This window comes from Pseudomonas sp. NPDC089734 (assembly GCF_044748865.1).
Lineage (GTDB): Bacteria > Pseudomonadota > Gammaproteobacteria > Pseudomonadales > Pseudomonadaceae > Aquipseudomonas.
The window spans coordinates 200499-221518 of record NZ_JBIVGV010000003.1; the positions used below are offsets into that span (position 1 = coordinate 200499).

Here is a 21020-nt window from a genome sequence, read left to right on the forward strand (position 1 = left end):
GTTTAGCGGTTCTTCGCGGTGTAGCGCACGTGGGCGATGATGTCGGTGATCGACGCGATCATCTCTTCTTGCCCTGCGCTGAAGGTCAGGGCCCAGCGAGAGATCGCCCCGGTGCCTTCGAAAGGCAGGTAACGCTCATCATCGAAATTGAACATGAACAGGCCGTCGTCATCGACGCCCGTCGAGACGATGACCTGCTGGCTGGCCCGCATGTTTTCCTTGAGCGGGCCGTCGGGGCCATTCATCTGGACCGCATTCCAGGTCTGCGTCAGGGTGGCGCGAATATCCTGATAGGGGCCGACCGTTACCGGGAGCGAAATACTCATTCGCTTGATGCGGCGCAGATAGTGGCCGGGATAGTCGGCGTCGAGCATGGCTTGAGTGATTTCAAATTCGACGATGCCTTCATCTGCCAGCCGGGCGACGACGGCGTCCCAGCCCATGTTGAGGCTGGGGTCGTCTTCGGACGAGACGGGCAGCTGTTTCACCGAAACGGTCTTGACGATCTCCAGTCTGCGGTCGTAACGGGCCAGATAGGCGGCATCCATGCGCAGCAGGTTCAGCTTGAGTGACTCGCCGGCGGTCAGCCCGCGCCAGGTGTCTTTCCAGGCAGCGGGTTGAATGAAACTGGTCGAATAGTCGGCAATTTCGTACTGCCAACAGGCCTGTGCCGCCATGCACAGAGAAAAGGTGGCGTCGTACGCCTGGTAGTAAAAGGTCGAGAACTGGCCGTTGAGCCATTGGTACAACTGGCTGTTGGTGAAGCGTTTGTTGAGGAAGGCATGGACGACCTCGGCCTGCTTTCTGGCTTCTTCGGCCTGACGCAGTTGCAGAGCCGTGATACGGGTTTGTGCATCGTGAACGGCCAGTTGTGCGGTGATCTGATCGACTTCGAGTTTGGCCTGATCGCGGGCGTTTTCCCATTCCTGCAGGCGTCGGCGGAAGATCTCCGAGCGTTCCAGAGCGTCGCCAACGGCGTCGTTCAGGGTGGCGACGGCATGTGCGCCGATGGCGACTATTTCGGGAATACCCTCAAGACGGAAGCCTCCCACGGCTCCCCCTGCTGCGACGCCAGCGGCCATGCCTCCGATTGCACCAGCATGAAATCCTGCATGATTGGGAACAGGTTTGAGTGCAGCTGAAACGGCTGTCGCGGTGGCGGCAATGCCGGCTGAAACCCTGGCCCTCAGATGTGCGGCAGCGGCGGCGATTTCTACGGGGCTGACATTTTCCTCTGTCAGCCCTGCATAGAAAACGGCTCTGGCAGCGGAAATATCTCGACTGGCCTGCAGTGCCTTGCGTGCTTCAGTTTCGACTTTCTGTGTTTCCAGTTGCAGATCGATGGCGTATTGCGCGAATTCCCAGACTTGTTGCTGTTGCAGCTCTGCCAGTTGCCCCTGTTCCTTGCGCTCGATGATTGACAGCAGGGTCGCGCCGAACTGGATCAGGTTATCCACAGCAGCACTGGCCCGATTGAACATCACGGTATAACGGTAATGAGGTGTTTCCTGTGCCAGGAGGCTGCCCGCGCCACCTTCGGTGGCACCATTGGCGTAGGCGGCCAGCAGGGCTCGTGGGTCCAGTGGCGCGGCGAACAGCGGCAGCGACAGGGGTTTGCCATCCAGCGTCAGGTTATGCCGCAGGTTATGGAGCCGTGATTCGAGCATGTCCCAGTAGCGGGTCAGCTCTGCATTCATGGGCACGATGAAGTGATCGGTGTCCTCGGCGCTCAGGGTCGGGTCGCTGCCGAAGGTGCTCAGGCGCAGCAACGGCAGTTGACCGCCCTCATGGCGAGCCTGTCGTTCCTGCTCGACAAGCTGATTTTCAAATGCTCTCAGTCCGGGATTGCTCGATGCCGCCAGGGTCGACAACGTGATCGGCGTCCAGCGGCTGGTGAGCACGGTATCGGGACGTGGCCCGAGCAGGTCCAGAATCCGCACGTACCAGAGTTTGGCCTCGCCCAGGCTGTCCGGTGTCAGTTGCCGATAGGCCATGTCTCCGCGATCGATGAGGTTCTTGATGTAATGGAAGTACACGGCTTTCTGATACCTGACCGGATCGCTGGCGGCGATACCGTCCGGGTCGATGGGCGCGCGCATGAAGTAGTCCGGGTCAGGCCGTTCGGTGAGTGGCCGCACGTTCCAGTAGTCCGGGGCGTCGTTTCTGGCCTTGCGGCCCGGATCGAAAATGAAGGCCAGCCAGAACTCGGCATCCTGAAAGCGCTGCTCCAGGTTCAGGCGATGGGAGATCATGAACGGCAGATGCAGGAACAATTCCCAGAAATACAGGCCGTTGGCCCCTTTGAAATCCATTTTGCTCGGCGCGGTTTCCGTGCCGATGGGGGGTTCCTGAAGTTGCTGGGTTTCCCAGGACAGCAAGGCTTCCAGGGCAATATTGGCCTTGTTGATCAGCTCACGGGCGAACAGCGTGTTCATGCGGATCGGATCGCGCTTGTCGGTGGTCGAGCCGTCGCTGAACTGGATGCTGGAAGCGGAGAAGTCGATGTATTCGGCGATGCCCAGAAACGGGTCGGTACGTTTGCTGATTTTGGGGGCTATCGGGTCAGCACCGATGTCGGACTCCCAGGTGAGCTCCAGTCTGGTGGATCTGATGGCACCGGCGATCGACTCCCCGTTCTTGGTGTATATGCCGACACCGTGTGTGATGTAGAACGCATTGGAGCCTTCGATGTAGGTCGCGGGCAGTTTGGGGCGTAACGTCGACTTGTCGAACGCCAGGGTTGTCGAGTAAGGGCTGGGTGCAAGGAGCTGGTCCGAGCGACTGGCCTGACTGACAGGCAGTTGTGCCTCGTACGGTTTGTTCATGTCCGCTGGATGATTGAAGTACTGAGCCAGCGTTATGGACACTTCAGGCACTGAGAACGTGATGAGCGGCTGGAGGGGGAGCGGGATGACATAGTCAATGACAACGATCCCGGTCTTGATGTCACTCACGTCATAGGGCGTTTCCCCTTTGATCAGTCTGAGCAGGTAATGTTTGACGAACCCGCCTTTGCAATCGATAACAGGGTTATCTCCCAGCTGAATAAAGGGGTTGAAAAAGGCATTGACGAGGAAGTTTTCAAGCCCTGCTGGCTCTTTTGTCGCGTAATCGGCATACAGGTGAAACTGAAGTGCCATCAGGTTGAACTCTCCTTCAACCGGCACGGTTATCGTCGAGCCCTCCAGGAGTTTGTTATAAAGCCCTAGCAGAGGCCCGATAACCAGATGCACTGTTACAGTATCGGGCTCTCCACGAAAAATAATGTCAATCGTTGTGGCCGGTGCCGCGCTCTCGTCCTCATCCGGAATGATGTTTTTATTGATCGCCGTCGTTAGCGTTATGGTGGATTTCGCATGATCAATGGAGGGCAGTGCTTTGGCGGGGTCCTCCAACGCACGGACCCTGGATTGCCAGCCTCGGTAGTCCCAATGGTCATTACCGGTATTCGGGGATGAGGTGGTCAGGGTCTTGAAGCCGACCTGCATGCTCCAGGTAAATTGAAAGTTGGTCTTGTTCTTGAGGGCAAATACCCAGCAGGTCTTTCTGATACGCAACTCATCGGGTTCGGCGGTTGCCGGGTCATAGTCTTTATCGACCAGACCCCGGGAGGGAAAGGCGGGGGTCGTGTTGAAGTTCTTGTCCACGAATGCGGTGCGCAGGAAGGCATAGTCAGACGTGCTTCCGTCCGTATCGCCGGTGGTCAGTTTTTCACCGGCATACATGGCAATGAACAGCGATTCCGGTGAGGCCGAGATATCGAAAACAGCCAGGGTATTGAGGTCTTTCTTCAGGTCGACGGTCTTGTCGGCATGGGTGAATACATTGGCACTCACGATGCGCATATAAGACTGCGGAGCACTCCAGGAGTCGTCGTATTTCTTGTATGACAGGTTGAACACCAGTTGTACCTGGTCGGTTGTGGTCACTTTGGGGGCCTCGGCCGAACCGGAGACCTCCGCCTCGCCTGCAACATCGATGATGTCGACCCAGGTCACGAATAACCGATTGTTGAAAAACACCGGCCGCAGGGTGCGTTCCAGAGTGGTGGCGTTGACCCCGATTTCCGCGCGTTTCCAGTCCGACCAGGCACCCGGTGTCGGATGGTCATGCCTGGGCCCGTCGGTGCCTTCCAGGTAGGCCCGTTCGTTCATGTCGACCATGCGCCAGTAATAGATGTTTTCGGCGCGGGATTTGCCGATGAAGTAATACTTGCCTTCGGCGAACCGGGTGCTGTCGATGTAACCATTGATGATGGTGAGGTTGGCCACTTCCTCGAAGCTGGACAGATAAGACTTCACGGCTTCCTGAGTGGTATCGATATTGATCCTGTTCTGGTTGATGTCGTTTTCCAGTTGCGCGAAGTAGCCGGACTTTTTGAGGCGCAGCGCCGGGGAAATGAAGATTTCCGGGTACAGGGCCAGTTGCATGTTGGCGGCCCAGAGCGGGTACTGGCTGCTGCGTTCGCGCCATTCGACGAAGTGCGCCTGGGTGGGTTCCAGCAGATCGTACCCGGGCTCCATACCCAGCAGGGCCGCGTTGATGTACTGCTGAAGGCTGGCAACCGCAGAGGCGACCTGGCTGGTTTCCACTTCATTGCAGACCTGATTGTCGAGCAGGAAAAACTCATAGAGATCGTTGGCGGTCTTCAGGCGCTGGTCCAGGCCCAGCTGGACCAGCAAGGCAGAATGGGGGACGACTTCCCCCAGGTAATACTCCACCAGCGCGTTCCGGAAGGACTCATTGAGCTGGCTTTCAATGGAAAGGGACATGTGTGTCGCCTCCATGGCAATCGATGATAAGGGGGCTGAAGGCGCCGATTAACGACTCGTTCCCATGACGTCATCTCCCACCTTTTTCCATTGGTCGAGGGTACTGGCGCTGGTCAATTCCGTTGCGGCCAGGAGCTGATCGGCACTGAGGCCTGTCAATGCGCAGGTGTCCTGCATGCGTTTCAGCCAGTCCACCTGATGCATGGACCTGGCGGGGCTTCCCAGCTGCGTGCGCGCTCTGGCCAGTTCGGTTGTGCTCCAGCGTGTGAGCAATGCCAGTTGCGCGTCGCATTGCCCCGGCGTGCCGCCGTTGTTGGCCAGCATGAAATAAGCCAGCAAGGCCGACTCCGGTTGTCCACAGTTGTCACGCCAGTGCCGGTAACGGTCCAGAACATAAAGGCTGGTCAGCGACAGAGTCAGCGGGGCAGTCAGGCTGACATGCAGCCATTCGGGATTGACCAGGAAGGTGCGCAACGCCTGGGCGCTGAGCCCCAGCTGCTGATTGACTTCGGCATAGCGATGCAGGGTCATCAGGGGCGCGATCAGTTCCTCGCTGCCGGCGGCCAGCGGCAAGCTGAGGCTTGTACCTGCCACTGTGTCGATGGCGGTTCCCAGAAACACGTCGGCGCTGGTGCCGGCCCAGCGCATGACCGTTTCGCAGCGGTCCAGCGGCACCCCGGCGCTGGCCAGCAACAAACCTTCCATCAGCCGGTGTTGAATGACGTAGCCTTTGAACAGGTATTCGCCGAGTCGGGTCCTGGCTGTCTCTTTTGTGATTGCATCAAGGGCGACCGGTTCAAGCTGTACGGCGAGCAGCGTGTCGATATCGGCTGCGACGTTGCCCTCCAGTGTCAAGGGCAGGGCCTTGACCAGACCATGGGTGTCGACAAGAGGAGCCAGCACGGTTCCCCACCAGTCGATGGTGGCGTCGTTATCATCCTTGGCGGGCAGGCTCAATGTGCGCAACTGTGGCTCGGTCAGCACGCTTTCACTCGCGTCCTTGCCCAGTTGCTCCAACTGGTCGAGCAGCGATTGGGAGACGGTGGGTTCAAAGGTATCAACTGCCAGTTGACGACGCAGCGTCCACACGTCGCGACCGGTTTCGTTGAGCCAGCGTACGGCCCAGTCCATTTGCATGAGAATGTCGAGGAGATCGGCAGGAGAGGCTTCGCCTGCTGTTTCGCCTGTCGTATTTCTGACCGTTCCTTTCACGACCTGGCTGCGGTAGGACTCACCCCCCAGCAGATCGACCAGCGCACGGCCGGCCGCTGCCGAGAGGCCGAACATCGACGCGATGCGGGCCTGGCGATACATGGAAGACATCATGGACAGCGTGCGCAGGAGTGGTTTATCGGCTCCGGCATAGGCATCCCGTGTATCTGTCAGGATCGGCCACAGGCTTTCCCGCGTATATTCCAGGCCCAGTGCGGCACAGATCTGTGCGAGGGTCTTGTTGCTCGGGCTGTCTCCGCTGGTCAGCCATATCGGACTCCCGTTCAGCACCAGTGGCGTGTCGAACAGAATCGGGTTGTTGAAGACCCGGTCGTACATCGATAAGCGTCCCTGGCTGGCATAGGCGCTCAACTGATGAAAGAAACCGGCAAACGCCTCCGGTTCAATCGAATAGTGCCGGCTCAGGTAGCGATAGACACCCAGGGCTCGCAGGGTATTTTCGTTCAGCACGCTACCGGCATTGGCCGCCCCCTCTGAACGGATGATTGCCATGACCAGGGTATCGAGCGGCGCGAACGGGATATCCAGCCAGCGTTGCAGGCGAATCATGCGTTGCATGCGGTCGAAACGGTCCAGGCTGGTATTGAGCAACTGGCGGTTCTGTTGCGCATCCAGACCCAGCGCCATGGCGGCAGTGGCCGTCGGGCCATTGACGTAGCTGGCGCCGTATTTGGCGGAGTGGTCGGCGGCAATGCCGCTATCGGTCGGCTGTCCGGTTTCCGGAGTGCTTGCAGCACCGGCTGCCTGAACATTGGGCGAGGGGTGAGGTGCCTTGTCGCCTGTCGCGAGCAGAGCCTCTACGGCATCACCTGGCAGGCCGGTCTTTTCATTGAATATCTTGAGCGAGTTCAGCGGATTGCCCGCACCGCTGATGTACAGGGTGCCGTATTTGTTCTTGAAGAACTGCGTGATCAGGGTTTCGTCTGCTTCCGGCAAGGCCGGGGCCAGCACGAGCGCCTGCTGTTCTGGCCCGGTACCGCTCATCATCATCTGCGCCCGGTTACTGCTTGATTGCACCGCGCCATAAGCATTGTTGCCCGGAGAGGTGGCGGGTACCTGGAAGCTGATCCGGTAGCTCAATTCACCGAGGATCGGCTTTTTGCCTGCGAGCCCCAGGCTGATCTGTTGATGATGAAAGTTGTATGGAAACTGGAAAGGGTGCTGCTTCTCGGAGACCAGTTGATAAATGCTCTTGCCCTTGAGCCCATCGACCGTGCCTGTGTACGCCATAATGGCCTTTTCCAATACCGTATTGACGATTTCAAGGGTGGAGAGCGGGGTATAGGTTGTCTGTTGGTCGATCAGCAGGTCTTTCAGATCCGGGCGACGGGCATCCAGATGGATACGGTTGGTTTCGGCGCTACTGCCTTCCAGCTCTTCCATTGCGAAGCGGTAGAGAGCGGTGAGGTAGGCGGCGGGAGAGTCCTTGGCTTCGATCGTCCCTACCTTGCAGAACAGATCCCAGTTTTCCTTGAACAGGTTGGGAAAGCTGGGGCCGATATCGACCAGCGAACGAACACCGGTACGCTGGGTGAGGTTTTGAGTGCGCCCGGACGAAACCAGCTGATTGCGGTAAAGGCGCACGATCTGGGTGGCATAGCACCGTGCGTTTTCGTAGGCCAGGTCACCGTTGGCGTCGCTGTACTGAAGCAGTTCGCGTACGAAAGCCGGTTTGGCGCGACGTACGATATCGAATACCGAACTGATCCCCATCTTTTCCATGGCACTGACAAAAGCCACTTTGCCATCTGTGCGTTCAGAGGAGGGGGCTTCCGTCTTGGCGAGATTCTGTAACAAGGAAAAGGGCTGGTCAGACATGTCAGTGCTCCCTGCAGGATGACTGACAGCTTTTTTCAATCTCGGGTTTCTGTCATCTGACAGAAATGACAGTGGGTCGCGGGGGATGATTGTTTTTTCAAATAAAACAGAGGGTTATGAAATGGGGGGTGAACGGTTCGATTAGCGATAAATGAAGGGGTTTTTATGGTGATGGGGTCTTCCAACGTTTTTCGATTGTTGTGTTATTGGTTTGAAGTGGCGGGGTGCTTCTTCGCGAATGAATTCGCTCCTACGGGTTTTGTGTGGCCTATAAAAAACCCGGCATTGCGCCGGGTTTTCTGAACGGGCAAGCCCGATTTACTGCACTTCTACCGCCAGGCTGTCGCTGATCTTTTTCTGCCAGATCTGCGGGCCGGTGATGTGGACGGATTCGCCTTTGCTGTCGACTGCGACAGTGACCGGCATGTCCTTGACCTCGAACTCGTAGATCGCTTCCATCCCCAGTTCGGCGAAGGCCAGGACCCTGGATTTCTTGATCGCCTGAGCCACGAGGTAGGCAGCGCCACCGACGGCCATCAGGTAGACCGCCTTGTTGTCCTTGATCGCGTCGATGGCGGTCGGGCCGCGCTCGGATTTGCCGATCATGCCCAGCAGGCCGGTCTGCTCCAGGATCTGACGGGTGAACTTGTCCATCCGCGTCGCGGTGGTCGGGCCAGCCGGGCCAACCACTTCTTCACGCACCGGATCGACCGGGCCGACGTAGTAGATGAAGCGACCCTTGAGGTCGACAGGCAGGGTTTCGCCACGGTTCAGCATTTCGACCATGCGCTTGTGCGCAGCGTCGCGACCGGTGAGCATCTTGCCGTTGAGCAGGACGGTTTCGCCCGGCTTCCAGCTCTGGACTTCTTCCGGCGTCAGGGTGTCGAGGTTGACGCGGCGGGCCGACGGGCCGGCCTCCCAGACGATTTCCGGGTAGGCGTCCAGCGGTGGCGCTTCCAGGGACGCCGGGCCGGAGCCGTCCAGCACGAAGTGTGCGTGGCGGGTGGCGGCGCAGTTGGGGATCATGCACACCGGCAGCGAAGCGGCGTGGGTCGGGTAATCCATGATCTTGACGTCGAGCACGGTGGTCAGGCCGCCCAGGCCCTGGGCACCGATGCCCAGCTGGTTGACCTTCTCGAACAGCTCCAGACGGATCTCTTCGATGCGGTTCTGCGGGCCGCGGGCCTTGAGTTCGTGAATGTCGATGGACTCCATCAACACTTCCTTGGCCATGACCGCAGCCTTTTCGGCAGTACCGCCGATGCCGATGCCGAGCATGCCCGGCGGGCACCAGCCAGCGCCCATGGTCGGAACGGTTTTCAGTACCCAGTCGACGATCGAGTCGGACGGGTTGAGCATCGCCATCTTCGATTTGTTTTCCGAGCCGCCGCCCTTGGCCGCGACGTCCACTTCGACGGTGTTACCCGGCACGATGGAGTAATGGATGACGGCAGGGGTGTTGTCCTTGGTGTTCTTGCGAGCGCCTGCCGGGTCGGCGAGGATCGAGGCGCGCAGGACGTTTTCCGGCAGGTTGTAGGCGCGACGCACGCCCTCGTTGATCATGTCGTCCAGGCTCATGGTGGCGCCATCCCAGCGCACGTCCATGCCGACACGCACGAACACGGTGACGATACCGGTGTCCTGGCAGATCGGGCGATGACCGGTTGCGCACATGCGCGAGTTGATCAGGATCTGGGCGATGGAGTCACGGGCGGCAGGGGACTCTTCACGCAGATAGGCCTCATGCATGGCCTGGATGAAATCGACGGGGTGGTAATAGGAAATGAATTGCAGGGCGTCTGCAACGCTCTGAATCAGGTCGTCTTGCTTGATCACGGTCATGCGGCGCGCTCCTCTGTTAGGACGGGAACATTCAATTACGCTATCGGCGTGCATCTGGCACCACGGCGCAAGCCAGAGTTGTCAGGGTAGCCGTAGCGGGCGCAAAAAGGCGCGGCAGTATAACCTGCCCGGAGAGCCAACCTGTACAATCGCCGTTATTTTCTGCAATGGCCCACTGGAATGGACGATGCCTGAATTACACGTCGGTGATCGGTGCTGGTCAGTGGCCGCCGCCAGTAATCTGCTCGATGCCCTTAACCACGCGGGCATTGCCGTTCCCTACAGCTGCCGGGCGGGGAGTTGCCATGCCTGTCTGGTGCGATGCGTCGAAGGTGAGCCGGAGGACGGCAAGCCTGAGGCGCTGGAGCCGGGAAAACGCCAGCAAGGCTGGCGTCTGGCGTGCCAGTGCCGGGTGGTCGAAGACCTGACCGTGGAGGTGTTCGATCTCGCTCGCGATGGCCTGCCCGCCAGAGTCGTCAGTGGCGACTGGCTGAGCCCGACGGTATTGCGCTTGCGTCTGGAGCCTGAACGCCCCGTGCGTTATCGCGCCGGCCAGCATCAGGTCCTGTGGACCGCCAATGGCATTGCCCGACCATATTCACTGGCCAGCCTGCCCGGTGAAGACGGGTTTCTTGAATTTCATGTCGATTGCCGCCAGCCGGGGGCCTTCTGCGATGCGGCGCGTCAGTTGCAGCCCGGAGATGCCATTCGTCTGGGCGAATTGCGTGGCGGAGCCTTGCACTATGATCCCGACTGGCAGGAGCGCCCGTTGCTGCTGCTGGCGGCCGGTACCGGGCTCGGGCCGCTGTGGGGCGTGCTGCGTGAAGCGCTGCGCCAGGAACATCAGGGTGCCATTCATCTGCTGCATCTGGCCCATGAGCCTGGCGAACACTATCTGTCTGACGAATTACAGCGTATGGCCAAGGTGCATCCACAGTTGCAGGTCCGCCTGTTTACGGCTGAGGAGTCGTCTGCCGCTCTGGGCGGGTTGCGTTTGATCGCCCGTCAGGCCGTGGCGCTGGTTTGCGGCAGCCCGGTCAGTGTCGAGACTTTTGCCAAGGCCTTGTATCTGGCGGGCGTGCCACGTAACCGGGTGTTGGCCGATGCGTTTACCGGTAGGGATAGCGCAGGTATATAAAGCGTTATCCCAATACTCTGAAGACAAAGCCTTTGAACAACCCACTGTCCGAGATGAGGGCTCCTGCCACCAGGATGTTGCCGTCGTCCTGGACAGCAACATCGTAATTAAGGGTGTGTCCAGTTCCTGCCGCGATCCTGACCCAGCCTTGAGAGGCGCCGAACTGAGTGTCCCACACGCCCCGATTATCAAGGCGTCCTACGATTGCCTCTGACGCGGTTCCCAAGGTACCGCCGAGCACGACATTCAGGCCCGAACGGCTGTCCAGAGCGGCATTGTTCCATTGGCTGCCTTGCTCGCCGATTTCGGTAAACAGCGCTTGGCCGCCGTTGAACGCAGGGTCCATCGAGCCGTCTTTACCCAGGCCCAGCAACACCGATTTGAGGGGGGCTACGATAGTGCTGCCGACCCCCAGAATATTGCCGTTGGACTCTCTGAATATGTCCAGGCATTGAGCTGACTGGGCATCGGTGTTTTCAGGTGGAACGATAAAAATGCCATTTTCTCCAAAACTACTGTCCAGTGAGCCATCGGTGTTATAGCGAACCACCAGCGGACGAGCTTCAACGGTCGGGGTATACCGATAAGTCCCGGCGATGATGATTTTGCCGTTTTCGACATACAGAGGTTCAAGTCTGGTCAGGCTGTCCGGGAAACCCAGGGTCACATAGCCCGTGCCATTGAAGGAGGTATCCAGAGAACCGTCTGGAGTCAGACGGAATGTGACAGCGATATCACGGAACGTGTCGCTGACGACGATTTTGCCATCCGACTGGAGCAGGGCACTGACCGTTGAGGACGCGTTCTGCAGCGTTTCGGGATCGCGTGCAAAACGGGTGGATTCAGTCGCGTTTTTTTCGAGCGGCAGGTCCAGGATGACAGAGCCTTGGTCACCGAAACGGGTATCGAGGCTGCCGTCGCTATTAAGTCGGGTCACCGCTCGGTAATCGACGAGCGCATCAATATAGACTTTCCCGACCAGTAGCAATTTATCGTCTGCTGTGACAAAGGTTGCGGCGGCTGCCGATTCGAGGCCCGCCCTGAACTGCCCGAGCACGATTCCGGCATTGCCAAAGCTCTGGTCAGGTGTACCGTCGGGATTCAGGCGGGCCAGCGCATAGTCATTCTGGCCGCGATAACCGGATATCAACAGTTTGCCATCAGGAGCAAGGTTGACCCCAAGCACGGCGGCATTGATCGTTTCCGGCCCGAAATGCGTAAGCAGAATGCCGTTTTCAGCAAAGTCAGGATCAAGGTCGCCAGCGGCCAGCGGTGATTTTTTTGTAGTCATGAGCTTATTCCCTCAACTCTGCAACGTTCATCCTGAACGCCGTATGTGATTGATTTCCGGTCACCGGGTACCGGAAGGACTTTACGGTGCCATGAGGCAAACAGGGGGGCAACTGTCAGAAATGACAGGCCATGGGCACGATCGCTGCACCATGAAAAAGCCCCGGTCGCTTGCGCGCCGGGGCTTTTGATTACCGCTTCGGATGTATCAGACCAGCGGGTCGCCAACGTGCAGGATCTTCATGCCGTTGGTGCCACCGATGGTGTGGTAGCTGTCGCCCTTGGTCAGGATGACCCAGTCGCCTTGCTCCACCAGACCGCGCTTGAGCAGTTCGTCCACGGCGGACTGGCTGACCTGACCTGGTGGCAGGTTCGCCGGGTCGAACGGCACGGTGTAGACACCACGGAACAGCGCTGCACGAGCCTGAGTCTCGCGGTGCGGGGAGAACGCATAGATCGGAACCGAGGAGCGGATGCGCGACATGATCAACGGCGTGTAGCCACTTTCGGTCAGGGCGATGATCGCCTTGACGCCCGGGAAGTGGTTGGCCGTGTACATGGCCGCCAGCGCGATGCTTTCGTCACAGCGGGTGAACGAGTGGCCGATGCGGTGGCTGGAGGTCTTGCCGGTCGGATGACGTTCGGCGCCCATGCAGATACGGGCCATGGCCTGTACGGCTTCGACCGGATAGGAACCGGCGGCACTTTCGGCCGAGAGCATCACGGCGTCGGTGTAGTCGAGCACGGCGTTGGCCACGTCGGACACTTCGGCGCGGGTCGGCATCGGGCTGGAGATCATCGACTCCATCATTTGCGTGGCGACGATCACTGCCTTGTTGTGGCGACGTGCGTGCAGGATGATGCGTTTCTGTACGGCCACCAGCTCGGCGTCACCGATTTCCACGCCCAGGTCGCCACGGGCAACCATGACGGCATCGCTGGCGCGGATCAGTTCGTCCAGCACTTCGTCGTTGGCAACGGCTTCGGCGCGTTCGATCTTGGCGACCAGCCAGGCGGTACCACCGGCTTCGTCACGCAATTTGCGTGCGTATTCCATGTCCGCCGCATCGCGAGGGAAGGAAACGGCCAGGTAGTCCAGCTCCATTTCGGCAGCCAGTTTGATGTCCTGTTTGTCTTTTTCGGTCAGGGCCGGCGCTGTCAGGCCACCACCACGGCGGTTGATGCCTTTGTGGTCCGAGAGCGGGCCGCCGATGGTGACGGTGCAATGCAGTTCGGTCGCGGTTTGTGTATCCACGCGCATGACCACGCGCCCGTCGTCGAGCAGCAGCTCGTCGCCTACGCCGCAGTCCTTGACCAGATCGGGGTAGTCGATACCCACGATTTCCTGAGTACCGCCGGTCAGCGAGTGAGTGGTGGAGAAGGTGAATTTGTCACCGACCTTCAACTCGATCCGCTTGTTGGCGAACTTGGCAATACGAATTTTCGGACCTTGCAGGTCGCCCAGCAGCGCGACGAAACGCCCGTGTCTGGCGGCGATTTCGCGGATCAGGCGGGCGCGGGCCTTGTGCTCATCCGGGGTGCCGTGAGAGAAGTTCAGGCGGGCAACGTCCAGGCCTGACAGGATGAGTTGTTCGATGACTTCAGGTGAATTACTGGCAGGGCCCAGTGTGGCAACGATTTTGGTGCGGCGAACGGTCATGCACAAACTCCTTAATTGAAGCGCAGCGAGAGGCTACTCCTGTCCGGGGCTTTAGTCATTGTTCCTTTGCACTACCGCCTTGCAAATCAACAGGGCACCCGGCTGATAATTGGTCGCCCGTCGGCCCTGAAGAAAACGTATTCCAAGCCGATATAGGCCTCAGAACAGGAGACTCCCATGCGCATTTTAACGATTGTTTTATTACTGGCTGCTGTCAGCGGCTGTACCCGGTGGGCGATGAACGCCAATCTGAACGAGGCTTATCAGGCTTATGACCGGGGTGATTGCGACAGTGTGATGCTGTCTCTGTCCAAGGTCGAGCGTCAGAGCCGCGAGCGTCAGTACGTCATGCCGGAAGTCACGATGCTGCGTGGGCAATGCCTTGAACGCCAGAAGTTGTATGTCGATGCCGCGCAGACCTATCAGTTCCTGATCGGGAAATATCCGACCAGCGAATACGCCTATCGCGCCCGTGCCCGCCTTGAAACGCTCTCTCAACTGGGCCATAACCCGCCGGCAGCCAAGCCCCTTCCTGCCGCAAAATAATTCCACTCGATTGGGTGAACTATCGTGTTTTCGAGTGGATGCGAGAAATTTTTGAGCTAGGCTGACTGTCAAGGGAATGAAAAATAAAGGGCTACAACCTGTTTCAAGGGCTTTCCAAGCAGCAGGAGGTGGTTCAGGGCTGCAGGGAATTCGGATTGTTTGCGTGCATGACCATGCCCAATGGTTTGAAGGCGGCGACTATGCTTAAAAATCGAAGGATTGAGCGTCACCAGTTACAGGATTATCTTCAGGTTTCAAACCGGCATACCGGCAGGTCCATGGGTTGTCTGGGGAATGTGTCGGAAGACGGATTGATGCTGATCACGGATCTCCCGCTGATGGTGGGAGCCACCTTTGATCTGCGGGTGAAGATGCCTCGTAGCGATAACGAGCAAAAAGTCGTAGATGTAAAGGCGGTGTGCCTGTGGTGCAACGAGGATGAAACGCCGGGCTGTTATGATTCCGGCTTCAAATTGATCACGGTATCCGATGAATATCCGGTCCTGGTCGACGCCTTGCGCCAGTACTTCTGTTTCTATCCCGCGGAGGCTTCTGCCTGACGGACGTGCGAAGACTGTAGACGTTTTGCACTACAGTGTTCCTGCTTTCTTCCAGTTCAAATAGCGAGTGACCAGTTGTGCGCCCAGTTCGCCTGGGCGCACATCCAGAACTTGCATGCCTTGTGCCGTCAGGCGTTCATGAAGGGACGCCCTGGCATCGAGAAAGTCGATGGCGGCGCAGTACGTCAGTGCCTGATCGTAGGTCTGTACCGACGATTGACGCAGGTTATCCAGTACTTCTTCCCGCAGGCTGGCCACCAGTACACGGTGCTGTCGGCTGAGGTGTTTCACCGCGCCCAGCAATTCCTCATCGTCTTCGTCGCGCAGGTTGGTTACCAGCACCACCAGTGCCCGGCGCTTTTGCCGGGCCAGGAGTTGTCGTGCAGCGGCACTGTAGTCGGCCGAATGCCGGGTGCTCTCCAGATCGTGGACTTCGTTGAGCAATCGCTTCAAGTGGCTCTGCCCCTTGGCGGGAGGCAGATAGCGGTTCTGTTCGCCGGCAAAGGTCATCAGCCCGACGGCATCGCCCTGGCGCAGGGCCACGTGGCTGAGCAGCAGGCAGGCATTGAGCGCGTGGTCGAAGTGAGACAGCTCGCCGTCCTGGCTGCGCATGCGTCGGCCGCAATCGAGCATGAAGATGATCTGTTGATCGCGTTCGTCCTGATACTCACGGGCAATCGGTGTACGTTGGCGGGCGGTGGCTTTCCAGTCGATCTGGCGAAGGCTGTCGCCCTCGCGGAATTCACGCAACTGGTTGAACTCCAGCCCCAGGCCACGGCGCGGGCTCTGATGGACACCCAACTGGCTGAGCCAGTGATCCACCGCCTGCAATTGTCCGTCATAGAGCCGGGCGAAGTCCGGGTAGACACGGGTCGTGTCGACCAATGGCACATAACGCCTCGAAGACCAGAACCCCAGGGGGCTGGGTAGATTGATTTCACAGCGCTCGAAGGTGACGTGCCCACGTTTCACCGGACGCAGGCGATACCCCAGCTGTCCCGGTGTGCCGGAAGACAGGACGATCGATTGCGGCATGTTTTCAAATTCAAGGCCGTCGGGAACGTGATCGAACACACGCACGGTCAGGGGCTCGGAGCCTGAATATCTGAGGTCCAGTCGCACTTCGCTCCAGCGTCCCAGGGCCAGGCTGCCCGGCAGGTGACGCAGCACGTCGGGTGACGGCTGGCGCATCAACCGGATGGCGTCGAACAGGCTGACACCCGCCAGCCCCAGCAATGCCCCCCAAAAGAGGGCATTCATTGTGGGGGGGACATGGACATCCAGTGCGCTGAAAATACCGGGCAGCACAGCAAGGCTCGCCAGCCCGAGCAGCCAGCGCAGCAGCGAAACGGAAGGCCTCAGTGCCTGTTTCATAGGCGCGGTGCCGGAACCTGATCGAGCATTTGCTTGAGTACCTGATCCACCGACAAACCTTCGATATCCAGTTCTGCCGACAGGCGTACCCGGTGGCGCAACACGGCCAGGGCACAGCCCTTGATGTCGTCCGGTATGACGAATTCGCCGCCGCGCAACAAGGCCCTTGCCCGCCCGCCACGGACCAGCGCGATGGAGGCCCGCGGCCCTGCACCCAGGCTCAGGCCCGGCCATGTGCGTGTACTGCGTGCCAGACGCACGGCATAGTCGAGCACCTGTTCGTCGATGGGCAGTTCGCTGGCAATGCGTTGCAGTGCCTGCACTTCACGGGCCTGCAGAATCACCCGCAGCGGCTGGACATCGAGCATGTCGGCCCGGGGCGAGCGGGTGACCTGCCGCACCATGCCCAGCTCTTCACTGGCATCGGGATAGTTCATGCGCAGCTTGAGCATGAAGCGATCCAGCTCCGCTTCCGGCAACGGATAGGTGCCTTCCTGTTCGATGGGGTTTTGTGTCGCCAGCACCATGAACGGCTGGGCGATGGGCAATGCCCGGCCTTCCAGGGTGACTTGCCGTTCCTGCATGGCTTCCAGCAAGGCGGCCTGGGTCTTGGCCGGAGCGCGGTTGATTTCGTCGGCCAGCAGCAGATGGGTGAACAAGGGACCCTTGCGCAGTTTGAACTGCTCGGTCTGCATGTCGTAGACCGCGTGGCCGGTGATATCGCTGGGCATCAGGTCGGGGGTGAACTGGATACGGGCAAAATCACCGCCGAAGCAGCGGGCCAGGGCACGAACCAGCAAGGTCTTGCCCAGCCCCGGTACGCCTTCGAGCAGCACGTGGCCGCCGCCGATCAGAGCGGTCAGAACGTCGTCGATCACGGCATTCTGGCCGATCACGGCTTTTTGCAGCTCATTGCGAAGAGCCTGCGCAAGGTGAATGGCACGCTGCCGTTGTTGTGCCTGATTACTGGGAGCCTGTTCAGCCGCGTGCTCGGTGACAGGGTCCATGTCATGGGGCTGGTCGGTCGTTTGATCGCTCATAGATTCTGGAGCCTTGTTAACTGCTAAACCTATTTTACCTTCCATAAATCAACAAGTTACCTAATTTAACTTTTTTGGGAGTTTACGCTTGACGACGAACGGGGCGTCCATAAAAGAAGCATGCTCTGTGTCGCCTATGGGAATCGGGCTGAGTCGATTTAGATCATGCATGATATTGAGTGCGTAGATCCTTTAGCTCACGAAAAAAGCTGTGGATGCCGATCGAACCACGGTGCAGCATAGCAGCTAAGATCAACCCCTCTATTCCTCCCCACCATCACCTCTATCCTATTAGGTTGGCATGGCGTGGGGACTTGGATGATACTAGCCGTATCGTTCATTACTGAAGTCTGAGCATTCACGCAAATCGAACCTGATCATCGTTATCACGAACTCGGTTACCTAATTGTTGAAATGCCGGATTTCGGAACGACTGATTGGCGGACAACTGAAGCCATAAGATGGCTAGGTCGTGCTTCTGCGTTGATGGAGCAAAGCGGAAATTTGGATGATGCGGCTGCTTTCAACTACTCTGTAAATAGCTTATGCCCTAACCCCGCTTTCCAAGCCATATCGAAACGGTGCAGCCCATAACCACTTACCTGTGTAGCGTACTTGGTCCCGCAGGGCTCTGAGCACTTCGGCTAGCCATGGCTTTTTTATCTCTTTAGGTGAGTATTTTCTGCCTTTTCAGCCTTGGCAAAGATATTGTCCGAAGCCGCAGATACTATGATGTTCGTGGATCCATACGCCGACGCCAATATCTTCTGACTTTGCCGTGTTGGCACCTGAGAGTGTTGTCGTGCGTGTTTTAACCGACGCAGCTAGCCGCAAAGTAGGATTGGCTTCGGTTTTCAGATACTGGGTTCAGCTATATGGAGGCTTATGGACTTTGGATGTAAGGCTTGTGCCGCATCGGTTGCTACATTGTCGGCATATTATTGACGAGCTTACTTCTTGAAGTTCGGTCAGTCTTTCGACGCGTTAGCCGCACGTGCTCCCATTAGTATTATACGAGGATTTCCAAGCTTAGAAGCTTAAAATTTAGGCATGCAATTTGATATGGCAGGCACCGTCCCCTACCCACTAAAATGGCGGTGCAGTTGGCGAAGTGCGATTTTAAAAATATCGAGTTTTTATCATAAATGGCGCAATATTGACAATGCTTCTTATCTCGGTGTTGGGCAAGTAACGATAGTATGGTTGCACAATTAGATTGCAGTGGTCAGTAGCGATGCCCTTTAATTATAGACCACAAATAGCAGGGCATCGCGTTGAAGCAGATCTATATCGCCTGTTTCAACCTTCCATTTCCACGCGCCTTACATGCAGAAAACGGCGAAGACACTCTGGAGTATCAGCATATTGGGAAAGCTCTGATAGCAAATCTTTGGTATCATCGAATTCCATTTTTAGTTTGCCTTTTTGCTTGAACACTATGCCCCCTCCAGTTACGAAGTCATGCCGCAATGCTGCCAAGAACCGCCTAAATGCTTCAATTTGCTGCTTACCTCTATAACGAAGCATGCGATTAGCGTTTTCAAATGAAAAAGTTGCCTCAGCTATCGCATCAGCGCAGAAATCATCGTTGCTGCTTTTCTTTAGCAAAGAGCTTATATCATTAGGGTCGTAGAGTATGCTGCACGACAATAGATCAAGTTGAATGAGTTTGTCGATAGTTGCGTCGTTAAGGAAAATCTTCGGTATGTCTTTGCCATCTCTCTCCATTAATGAACGACCCTTGCCCCAGATATTGAATGGCAAAAGACACTCACAAACTTCGATCATGCGTTTTTGAAACAGGTCAATACAGGCGGTATACTCATTCGCCATCTCATTAAAGTCGGTGACCCGAAATTCGGCGGATAGCACGCCTACCAGACACATCTGACTCGCATATAGGTTCTCGATGGAATAGCACGGAGTGATGTAGATACGCTCTGGGTCAGGATTTATCAGCCAGTCATCGTAGTCTTTATCGATAAAACATAGAAACCTACACTTCTTATAGACAGGGTGCTGCAAAATTAGCTTTCGAAGCTCTAATACGGGATTTCTGCCCCCAGTATTTATCCCCACCCAACAGTCTTGACCTAGAATTGAACTCAGTCTGCAAGCATAATACTTTTCGTCGTTCCCTTCAAAAATGCATATCGCAGCTTGTGGCCTCTTGGCGTGAGCTCTGGTCACCTCAAGGAATTTAACCGCAGCGGAAGATGCTGCACTTTTTAGAATAGCCACCCTGCTCATCACAGCTCCTTGATGTAATGCGAGAGATCCACCGTGTATGGCATCAAGTTGTTTTCAAAGATGAACGGGGAATGAGTCGTGGCTAAGAGAAAAGCGCATTTTCCAGAATCTAGAATGTCCGGCAATAGTGTCTTCTGCCACTCCAGCGACAACGAAAGTTCAGGTTCATCAAAGAAGACAGCGAAACTGTTCTGCTTCTGAAGGTAAAGCTTTGCAAATAATGAAATGATTTGCTTCTCACCCGAAGACAAAACTTCCCAACCGACGGACCTTTGATTCTTCCGCCGCACGACCTGCAGCGCGACAGAGCCCTCGTTGTACTTTATCATCTTGTCACCAAGGTATCTGTTGCAAACTTCAGTGAAACTCTGCAGCGCTTGGTCATTTTCGCGTTGTTGCTCATAAACTTTGACCAAGTTAGAGATAAAGAAGATAAGAGGGTCGTGGTCCATAAAAATTGCGTTCGACTCAATCAGCTCCAAAATCCGCTGCTTGGTCTCGCCATCAATGTTGTTTCCGATACGGTCAAGTACGATTTTCACGTCACCCGGTTTTTTAATGCTTTCCTTCAGCTCTTGATCTAGAGAAAACCCCTCGACAAGCTGACTCAGCATCTGCCCATTAACTTTCGAGAACCACTCTACCGATGACGACAGGATCTCCTGGGTGCGGGCTTTGATCAGTTCCTCCACATCTCGCATACCAAAATAAATACTTTCCCTTGTGCCACTCCCATCGTCACCCTCGCCAATAGAAAGATCAACTTCAACGCGGCGATAGGTAGGCAAGTACAGCAAGGTGTATGGAAACTTAGCCTTTATTCTGCTAAATTTTATTTTAGTCTTAACTCCACTTTCTTCATCGGAACCCGGCCCCAAATGCTGCCCCAGAAAGGCAATTAGCGTCTCGGGTGGGAAGCCGGTCTTCTTTTGAGCAAACTTGAAATAAGGATTGGCTTTAAATCTGCTGGGAACATTGGCATGATCAAAATAGGCCTCAACTAGTCTATGTGTTTCTTCTCTGCCTACGAGTATGCATAGGTGGTCGTAGAATGCTTTATCCTTGAATGCGTTAGCAAGGTCCAGTTCCTTGCGAAATATTCTGAATCTCTCACCGTCACCAAACTCAATTTCAATCCACTGAAAATCTATCTTCCCAAGCTTGATACTATCACCTCGAATAGTGTGATATAGGGCATTAAGGATGCTGGTTTTTCCGTGGCCGTTCTCGGCGACCAAAACCCGGCAGTTGTCATCAAAATCGAGACTTACATCTCTCTCTTGAAAAAGTTTATGGATTGAAAAGCGTTTTAGATTGGATGTAGACAATTTGGCACCTAATATCCATGGTGAAAAGCGGCTCATTTGATGGCAATATAATGGCTTAGCTTGTTTTTGTCGTCTACAGTCTGGTACTGGGAAGCTGATGATCTGTGTAAACGAGGTCAGTGACACTGGGGGCACAAACTGACCAGCGTACGGTGGGATTCTGATGCAA

12 protein-coding genes are annotated in these 21020 nt (G+C 56.7%); 3 read left to right on the forward strand and 9 right to left on the reverse strand.

Annotation, left to right across the window (positions count from 1 at the left end; translation table 11 throughout):
• Positions 1-2: 2 nt before the first annotated feature.
• From ACIPY9_RS05665 to ACIPY9_RS05675, 3 genes are all read right to left on the reverse strand, one after another.
• The gene (locus ACIPY9_RS05665; protein ID WP_400697844.1) at positions 3-4772 is read right to left on the reverse strand and encodes a neuraminidase-like domain-containing protein; all 4770 of its coding nucleotides are present in this window, start codon (positions 4770-4772) and stop codon (positions 3-5) included.
• Between the two features lie 48 nt (positions 4773-4820).
• Positions 4821-7823, reverse strand: coding sequence for a Tc toxin subunit A (locus ACIPY9_RS05670; protein WP_400697846.1), 3003 nt, complete (start codon positions 7821-7823; stop codon positions 4821-4823).
• A 318-nt stretch (positions 7824-8141) separates the two neighbouring features.
• A complete protein-coding gene (locus ACIPY9_RS05675) occupies positions 8142-9665 on the reverse strand; it encodes a fumarate hydratase (protein ID WP_400697849.1) in 1524 nt (507 codons plus the stop codon).
• A 187-nt stretch (positions 9666-9852) separates the two neighbouring features.
• On the opposite strand from ACIPY9_RS05675, the gene ACIPY9_RS05680 reads away from it, so the two are divergent.
• Positions 9853-10803 carry an iron-sulfur-binding ferredoxin reductase gene (locus tag ACIPY9_RS05680; protein WP_400697851.1) on the forward strand — a complete coding sequence of 317 codons (951 nt, stop codon included), beginning with the start codon at positions 9853-9855 and terminating at the stop codon, positions 10801-10803.
• 4 nt (positions 10804-10807) lie between these two features.
• Here ACIPY9_RS05680 and ACIPY9_RS05685 read toward each other — a convergent pair whose 3' ends face one another.
• Positions 10808-12094 (reverse strand): hypothetical protein, encoded by a 1287-nt coding sequence (locus ACIPY9_RS05685; protein ID WP_400697854.1) that lies wholly within the window; start codon positions 12092-12094, stop codon positions 10808-10810.
• Between the two features lie 207 nt (positions 12095-12301).
• Positions 12302-13753, reverse strand: a complete 1452-nt coding sequence (gene pyk / locus ACIPY9_RS05690; protein ID WP_400697856.1) for a pyruvate kinase — start codon at positions 13751-13753, stop codon at positions 12302-12304.
• 177 nt (positions 13754-13930) lie between these two features.
• Here pyk and ACIPY9_RS05695 point away from each other — a divergent pair, with 177 nt between their 5' ends.
• Positions 13931-14299 carry a tol-pal system YbgF family protein gene (locus tag ACIPY9_RS05695; protein ID WP_400697858.1) on the forward strand — a complete coding sequence of 123 codons (369 nt, stop codon included), beginning with the start codon at positions 13931-13933 and terminating at the stop codon, positions 14297-14299.
• Between the two features lie 200 nt (positions 14300-14499).
• Positions 14500-14859 carry a PilZ domain-containing protein gene (locus ACIPY9_RS05700; RefSeq protein WP_400698316.1) on the forward strand — a complete coding sequence of 120 codons (360 nt, stop codon included), beginning with the start codon at positions 14500-14502 and terminating at the stop codon, positions 14857-14859.
• Between the two features lie 30 nt (positions 14860-14889).
• On the opposite strand, the gene ACIPY9_RS05705 is transcribed toward ACIPY9_RS05700, so the two are convergent.
• The 4 genes from ACIPY9_RS05705 to ACIPY9_RS05720 all read right to left on the reverse strand — a co-directional run bounded on the left by ACIPY9_RS05705 (position 14890) and on the right by ACIPY9_RS05720 (position 20851).
• Positions 14890-16233, reverse strand: a complete 1344-nt coding sequence (locus tag ACIPY9_RS05705; RefSeq protein WP_400697860.1) for a DUF58 domain-containing protein — start codon at positions 16231-16233, stop codon at positions 14890-14892.
• On the reverse strand, positions 16230-17273 hold the full coding sequence (locus ACIPY9_RS05710; protein WP_400697863.1) for an AAA family ATPase: 1044 nt from the start codon (positions 17271-17273) through the stop codon (positions 16230-16232). The genes ACIPY9_RS05705 and ACIPY9_RS05710 overlap by 4 nt, the downstream gene beginning before the upstream one ends.
• Positions 17274-18572: 1299 nt before the next feature.
• Complete coding sequence (locus ACIPY9_RS05715; protein WP_400697865.1) at positions 18573-19523, reverse strand: DUF4435 domain-containing protein; 951 nt, start codon at positions 19521-19523, stop codon at positions 18573-18575.
• Positions 19523-20851 (reverse strand): AAA family ATPase, encoded by a 1329-nt coding sequence (locus ACIPY9_RS05720; RefSeq protein WP_400697867.1) that lies wholly within the window; start codon positions 20849-20851, stop codon positions 19523-19525. The genes ACIPY9_RS05715 and ACIPY9_RS05720 overlap by 1 nt, the downstream gene beginning before the upstream one ends.
• Positions 20852-21020 lie beyond the last annotated feature (169 nt).